Below are 7,549 nucleotides of genomic sequence, written 5' to 3'. Positions count from 1 at the left end.
CTGCCTCAATCACTGCCTCAGGTCTGTTGCAGATAGGCGCGCAGACCATCGATCTCGACCGGCTTGGTCATGTGATGATCGAACAGGTCGCGGAAGTCCTCATCCAGCTCGCTGCTGCCGGTCAGGGCGACAAAGCGTGTCTTTTCCAGTGTCGGCATCCGACGCAGTCGTGACACCAGCGAATAGCCGTCCTCATCGGGCAAGCCGATATCCGACAGAATCACATCGGGCCTGATGGAATCGAGTGACGACACGGCCTGCGCTGCGGTATGAGCCATGTGCACCGTGTGCCCGGAACGTTCCAGCAGACGCTTCATGATGCGCGCCGACTCTTCGTGATCTTCCACCAGCAGAATACAGCGAGTCGCCGCAGCCGCTTCCTCGACAGCTCGACCTTCACCGATCTGGCGATGCAGTGATTCGATCAGCAGGTGCTTGTCAATCGGCTTGGTCAGATAATCGGTGCAACCGGCCTGCAGGCACTTTTCGCGCTCGCCTTTCATGGCATTGGCCGTCAGCGCCACTATCGGAGCCTTGAAGCCCTGCTTGCGCAGTGTGGCAGCTGCATCGTAACCATTGATCTCGGGCATCTGCATGTCCAGAACGATGGCCTCGAAGCCGTTACCCTTCGATTCGGCCTGAGCCACCTTCCTGAACGCATCAGCGGCGCCGGATGCCGTACTGACCTGCGCGCCGGCATCTTCCAGAATGTGTTGAACCACGTGCAACACATCGCGCCTGTCATCGACGGCCAGCAATCGATAAGGCAAGTCGGGAACCTGCAGCGATTCAGCCGTCTCGACAACCTGGCGCTTGACCGGTGTTTCCAGAACGATATCCTCCAGATCGCCGGCCGGCAGCGTCAGCGTCAATGTGCTGCCCTCTCCCGGTTGGCTCTTGATACGGATACTGCCACCCAGACTGGCTGCCAGTCGCTGGCTGATGGCCAGACCCAGACCACTGCCGCCAAACCGACGCGATATGGAGGAGTCGGCCTGACGAAAGGCAGCGAAGACTTCCGTTTGCTGACTCTCGGTCATGCCGATACCCGTATCCGTGACATGGAACAATACGCACGGCTCCGGCTCGGCCTGATAGTCGATACGCAGGGTGACGCCACCGGTTTCGGTGAACTTGACCGCATTGCCGGTCAGATTGACCAGTATCTGACGCAGGCGTGTCGGATCGGTTTCCAGTGTGACCGGCAGCTTGCTCAGATACTCCACCCCCAGCTCCAGCTGTTTGCGATCGGCCTGCAGCTGCATCATGTCCAGGGTCTGCTCGATGATTTCCACCGGCGAGACCGGCACCAGCTCCAGTTCCAGCTTGCCGGATTCGATCTTGGACAGATCGAGAATATCGTTGATCAGGTTGATCAGAAAACGTCCGTTGCGTCTGATCGTGCGCACGCTCTGCAGATTGTCGGGATCGCGCAGATGACTCTCCAGCAGATCGGCATACCCCAGTATGGCCGTCATCGGCGTCCGGATCTCATGACTCATGTTGGCCAGAAACTCGCTCTTGAAGCGATTGGCATTCTCCGCCTGTTCGCGCGCCTCGTCTGCCTGCATCTTCAGAGCCTTGAGCCGTTCTTCGGACTGGCGCTGGTGGGTCACCTCCTCGGCCACGATACTGATGCCCACCACCTTGTCGTCCTGATCGCGAACCGGAATCATGCTCTCCACCCAGTGTCGCTCGACACCAGGCTGCGCAGGTGTGGTACCACTGAGCGGGATATTGCGGATGGCCTTGCCCGTTTCGAGAATCTCGTGCAGCAGCGGCAGTGCCTGATCCGCAATGTCGGGTAGAACCTCCGCCATGCTCCTGCCGATATGCTCTGCGGCAGACAGTCCGTTGATTTCCGCCAGGTGCTGGTTGATGCGGGTCCAGCGCAGCTCACTGTCCAGCACACACAGGCCGATGGGGGCACTGTTGTAGATATCCTCGATCTCCTGCAACAGGGAGCGACTCTTCAACTCGGCAAGTTCCAGAGCAACTTCCATCTGCCGCCGATGGGTGACATCGATTGCCGAAGGGATCAGATGCGTGACCGTACCGTCAGCTGCTCGCATCGGTTCGATCTGGAAATCGACGATGCCGACCTCGCCGTCACGCAGATTGATCTCGACATCGAAGCGGGAGCTCTCGCCGCTCGCAGCTCGTTCGATGGCGGCATCGAGCAGATCCTGGGATTCGGGCTTGTCGGCCCACCAGGGCGTTTCGCGGAAGGGCTTGCCAATGACCGTTTCACTGGTCACACCGGCAGCCGTGAGTGCTGTCTGATTGGCCTGCAACAGCACGCCATCAGTCGAACAGACGCCGACAAAGCTGCGCAGACTGTCGATGACATTGCGTGTGAACTGCTCGGCGGCCATCGACTGCGTGATGTCGGTATAGGTCACCACGATGCCGCTGGGTAGATTGCCCGTGCGTACATAGGGCAGGACACGCCGCAGGAAACAGCGACCATCCCGCGTATGGACCTCGATCTCGTCGACGTCCTCCCCCAGATCCTCACGACGTGGTAATGCCGGCATGAAGCGGGCATTGTGCGTCGCATGCTCGATGGGACGACCGATATCCGAATCGATCAGGTTGTAGATGCTGCAGATGGCTGGCGTGAATCGCCTGATGCAGTGATTGTCATCCAGAAACAGCGTCGCCATCCGGCTACTGGTCAGCAGGTTTTCCAGATCATCATTGGCACGCTCCAGCGAGTGATGACTGGATTCGATTTCCTCCTTGGAGGTCTCCAGCTCTTCGTTGGACGAATGCAGCTCCTCATTGATCGAGAGCAGCTCTTCATTGGAGGATTTCAGCTCCTCGTTGGCCGCCTCGAGATCCTGTACAGTGCGTTCCAGATCCGCCTGGGTTGTCGACAGTTCCTGCTCCAGCCTGGCGATCATCGTCTGGGAATGCTGCATGCTACCCCGGTTATCGGCCTGCAGCGGGTCTCGATCGGCCGTGACAGGCACTTCGGACTCCTGAAAGATCACCATGAGAAGCTCTTCGTCAGTGCCGAGTGCCGGCATGGGCTGTACGGTCAGAGTCACCCGACTCAACCCTCCCTTGACGCGCATCAGCATGCGATCGTGCACGATCTTCTCGCGCGATTCTCGCGCCTGACGCAAGGTGCTGCGCAAGCCCGGCTGCAGACTGTCTCTGACCAGACGGATGATGTTGTTCTGAAAGGTGCCTGCCCCCATCTGCAGGTATCTCGAGGCATCCGAGGACAATTCCAGAACCTGAAAATCATCGTTGACGATGGCCCACTGCGGAGTGAACTCGTCCATGATGATGCGTTGCGCAATGGTGCCCAGATCGGGAGTCGCCGGTTGACTGGGAACGCTCAGGTCTCGCACGCTCTGCGGATCCGGCATGCTGTTCAGCGCCTGATTGACCTCACGCCGCCGGGACAGACGATGCCGGTCATGGACCGGTGTGAACAGATCCTTGTGAGCCTGAAGATTCTCGGAATTTCCCAGCAACAGATAGCCCCCGGGCTTCAGAGCGTAATGGAAGACCGGTATCAGTTTCTCCTGCAGATGCACCCCCAGGTAGATCAACAGATTCCGACAGGAGATCAGGTCGAGCCTGGAGAACGGCGGATCGGCGATCACGTTATGCGTCGAAAACAGACACATTTCACGCAATCGGTCATTGACGATATAGCGTCGCCCGCTCTTGCGAAAGAATCGCTGCAGACGCGCGGTCGACACCTCCTTTTCGATTCCTTCCGGGTAGCTGCCACGTCGCGCAGTCGCCAGAGCCTGTTCATCGATATCACTGGCAAATATCTTGACTCGTGGCCTGTCCTCGACATCATCGAAGTATTCGCAGATCAGCATGGCCAGGGTATAGGCTTCCTGGCCGGTGGCACAACCCGCCACCCAGATGCGCACGGTATCACCGGCCCCCTTGCCATCCAGCAGATTACCGAAGGCCTTGCGCACCAGCGTGACGAAAACATCCTCATCGCGGAAGAAGGCTGTGACCCCGATGAGCAGATCGCGAAACAGAACGTGCACCTGTTCGGCATCAGACAGCAGTACGCTGCGATACTTGCTCACATCATCAAGATGAAGCACATTCATGTGCCGCTGAATGCGTCGTGTCAGTGTCTGCGGCTTGTAGTGCTGAAAATTGTGTCCGGTATGTTGTTGCAGAATGCGGGCGATGGACGGAATGGCTGCCTTGATCTGATCGGTGATCGTATCCGGCTCAGCCACCGCCGACAGCGTCTGACAGTGCCGCGCATAGGCAATCAACTCCTGGGCAATCTGTTCCACGGACATCACATGGTCGGCAATGCCGGTATCTCTGGCAGATCGCGGCATGCTCCCGACATCGGCGGTTTCGGCACACTGCACCATGGTCATGCCACCCCGATCGCTGATGGCCTTCAACCCCAGGGTGCCATCGCTACCGGCACCCGACAGAATGACCCCCACCGTTCGGTGCCCCTGATCCATCGCCAGACTCGAAAAGAGCCTGTCCACCGGAGACAGGCAGTCATCGTCAGTGCCATCGGGATCGGCATGCCGCCGGAACCGCCCTTCCTCGACGGTCAGCTGGCTATCCGGAGAAAGCAGATAAATTCCTTGTTCGACTACCCGAGCGCCCTCTGACGGTGTGATGATCTTCAGTCGGGAATTCGGGTTCAACGCATCGGCCAGCTCCACCGGATCGATTCTGCCGGCATTGCTGACGACAATCAGTGCCAGTGTCGCCTCTGCATTCAGGGAACTCAGCAGATTCTGCAGGGCAGGCACACCGCCATCCCCACACCCTATCGTGACGAACAGTGGGGTCTCAGACAGTTTGGAGCCTTTGGTATCCATTCATTCGAGCAGGTTAACCGAACAAGGGCCGCGTGCTTCTGCTCTGAATGGCAGACGCGGAGCACACCGTATCGTAAAGCCTATCGCAGCAGACTACGAGACCTTGTAAAAAATACAGGCTTGCAACGACCTCTCTTTCAGTCAGGCAACGCCGCGACGGGATCGAATGGCAAGGGCTTGCATAAATTACGAGCGCTCGAAGAAGGAGTCGATAACCGATAGCCTTTTCACCAAGATATGTCGAAAGACATCCTGCAGCTGCGTCATTGACGCACGTCCAATGGAGAAGAACTCATGCCTGCCAGTACAGACATTCCCCTGCAGTCTCACCAGAATCCGGTTCCCATTCCACCGGATGACCCGCCGGGCAAGCCGCCGGAAATCGAACCGGACAAGCCTGTGCCAGTGCCTCCTGATCAGCCGACGCCACCTCCACATGTGCCACCGGTACCCGAGCCGGTGCCAGTGGATGACCCGAAACCCGACTTGCCCGACCACATCATTACCTGACTGACTGGCTGGAGAGGCATGTCGCTGGCGAGCGCCATCGAGCACGCAGAATCGACCTCGAACGGATGTCAGGCTGAATCGAACGATGCGACTGCCTCCCGCCCTGCAACCGTGACACTCCGCAGCCTCAGTAACGCGGCAGCTCCACCCCTTCGAACAGTTTCTGGCGCTCACGCAATCCGCTGGCATTCAGGGCCGCATCGACACGTTCGGCAGTCAGATGCGGGGCGAACTGCTCGATGAAGTCGTACATGAAAGGCCGAAGTTCGCGATGCTGACGCATACCGATGTGGGTCGTACTGGTGTCGAAAAGGTGGCTGGCATCCAGCAGTTTGAGATCGGAATCCAGCTGCGTCTCGTAGGCCATGCGTGCGATGATGCCAACCCCCAGGCCGGAGCGAACGTAGGTCTTGATGACATCGGTATCCGCGGCCGTCAGCACCACATTGGGCTCCAGCCCGCGAGCACGAAACGCCTTGTCCAGCTGTGATTGCCCGGTGAATCCGAACACATAGGTGATCAGCGGAAAGCTGGCCAGGGCCTCCAGGGTCAGACTGCCCAGCTGCGAGACCTTGAACAGCGCGTGCTCGGGTCGGACCACGACCGCGCGTGTCCAGTGTGAGCATGGCAGCATCACCAGGTTGTCGTAGTATTGCTGGCCCTCGGTCGCGATGATGAAATCCACCTCCCCGCTGTCTACCATGGCGGCCATCTGCTGCGGCGTCCCCTGATGCAGGTGAATGTTGACCCGTGGATAGCGATCGCCGAAAGAGCGAATGATATCCGGCAGGACATAGCGAGCCTGAGTGTGAGTGGTCGCCAGCCTCAACTCGCCGGAATTCGGGTCTGCATGTTGGCGTCCCAGGTTGCGAATATCATCGGTGCCGGCCAGAATGCGCTCTGCCACGGGAATGATGTCCTTGCCCGCCGCCGTTATGGCAATGATCTGCCGTCCGCTTCTTTCGAACAACTGCACACCGATCTCATCTTCGAGCTGTCTGATCTGCTTGCTGACACCCGGCTGGGACGTATGCAGGGAGGCTGCGGTCTCCGAGACGTTCAGGTTGTTGCGCACCATCGCCACAATGCAACGCAACTGTTGCAGCTTCACTGGCTTTTCACGGCTTCCGCAGAGCCACCACCGTCCACTGCCACCCCATCGGCATCGACACCCAGGCGCTCATGCATCAACGGGCTGGTTGTGGTGTATTGCAGATTGACCTTCTTGTCCGGCTCGAAAGCCTGCTTGATGGCGAATGCGGCCAGCGCCGCTTCATGGAAGCCGCTCAGAATGAGCTTCTTTTTGCCCTCGTAGGTGTTGATATCGCCAATGGCGTAGATGCCGGGAATCGATGTCTCGAAGGTGGCAAGGTTGATGGTGACCAGCTTGCGCTCCAGCTCCAGACCCCAGCTCTCGATGGGACCCAGTTTCGGCGACAGTCCGAAAAAGACCAGCAGATCATCGACCGGCAGCACCTTCTCGGTCTTGTTCTCATCGCGCAGAGTCAGGCTGATGCTGCTGAGCCTGCCATCGGTGGTCTCGAACCCCTTGAGCGCGCCCATCAGGATGGTGGCGCCACCAGCCTCTGCCAGTTCATAGAGCTTGTTGACCGATGCCTCGGCCGCGCGAAAACGCTCCGTACGATTCACCAGAGTGAGGCTCTTCACCGACGGAGCCAGCTGTACTGCCCAGTCCAGTGCGGAATCCCCGCCACCGAGAATCACGACGTCCTTGCCGGCATGCCTGGCCGGATCCCGCACCCGATAGAACAACTGCTGGTCTTCGAATTTCTCGATGCCTTCCAGACGGACCCGCACCGGTGTGAACGATCCGGCGCCCGCCGCGATGATCACGGCTCGACATTCGAACTCGGTACCGATTGACGTGCGGACGTAGAAATCGTTCTCGCCTCGCTTCTGCAGTTCATCGACTGTCTGGTCTAGATGCATACCCGGTGAAAACGGGGCGATCTGCTTTTCGAGATTGTCGATCAGCTGCTGGCCAGTGCATTCCGGAACCGCCGGGATATCGAATATGGGCTTGTCCGGATACAGTTCGGTGCATTGCCCTCCCGTTTGCGGCAGGGCATCGATGACTTCTGCCTTGAGACCCTGCAAGCCCAGTTCGAAGACCTGGAATAGACCGACAGGGCCCGCTCCGATGATGACTACGTCTGTCTGGATGCTCATTGCAAGGT

4 protein-coding genes are annotated in these 7,549 nt (G+C 58.8%); 1 reads left to right on the top strand and 3 read right to left on the bottom strand.

Annotated features, from left to right (window positions below; genetic code table 11):
- Positions 1-17: 17 nt before the first annotated feature.
- Positions 18-4,841, bottom strand: a complete 4,824-nt coding sequence (locus tag ACUNV4_RS02500; RefSeq protein WP_430876908.1) for a CheR family methyltransferase — start codon at positions 4,839-4,841, stop codon at positions 18-20.
- Positions 4,842-5,135: 294 nt separating this feature from the next.
- On the opposite strand from ACUNV4_RS02500, the gene ACUNV4_RS02495 reads away from it, so the two are divergent.
- Entirely contained in the window at positions 5,136-5,351 is a 216-nt protein-coding gene (locus tag ACUNV4_RS02495; RefSeq protein WP_430876907.1) for a hypothetical protein, read from the top strand.
- A 127-nt stretch (positions 5,352-5,478) separates the two neighbouring features.
- On the opposite strand, the gene cysB is transcribed toward ACUNV4_RS02495, so the two are convergent.
- Together cysB and ACUNV4_RS02485 are read right to left on the bottom strand one after the other, a co-directional pair.
- Positions 5,479-6,462, bottom strand: a complete 984-nt coding sequence (gene cysB, locus ACUNV4_RS02490; RefSeq protein ID WP_430876906.1) for an HTH-type transcriptional regulator CysB — start codon at positions 6,460-6,462, stop codon at positions 5,479-5,481.
- Positions 6,459-7,541 (bottom strand): NAD(P)/FAD-dependent oxidoreductase, encoded by a 1,083-nt coding sequence (locus tag ACUNV4_RS02485; protein WP_430876905.1) that lies wholly within the window; start codon positions 7,539-7,541, stop codon positions 6,459-6,461. Before ACUNV4_RS02485 ends, cysB begins: the two co-directional genes overlap by 4 nt.
- Between the last annotated feature and the right edge of the window lie 8 nt (positions 7,542-7,549).

This window comes from Granulosicoccus sp. 3-233 (genome assembly GCF_052681095.1).
Note: the sequence above shows the minus strand (reverse complement) of the source record. Positions and strands in the feature narration are given on the sequence as shown.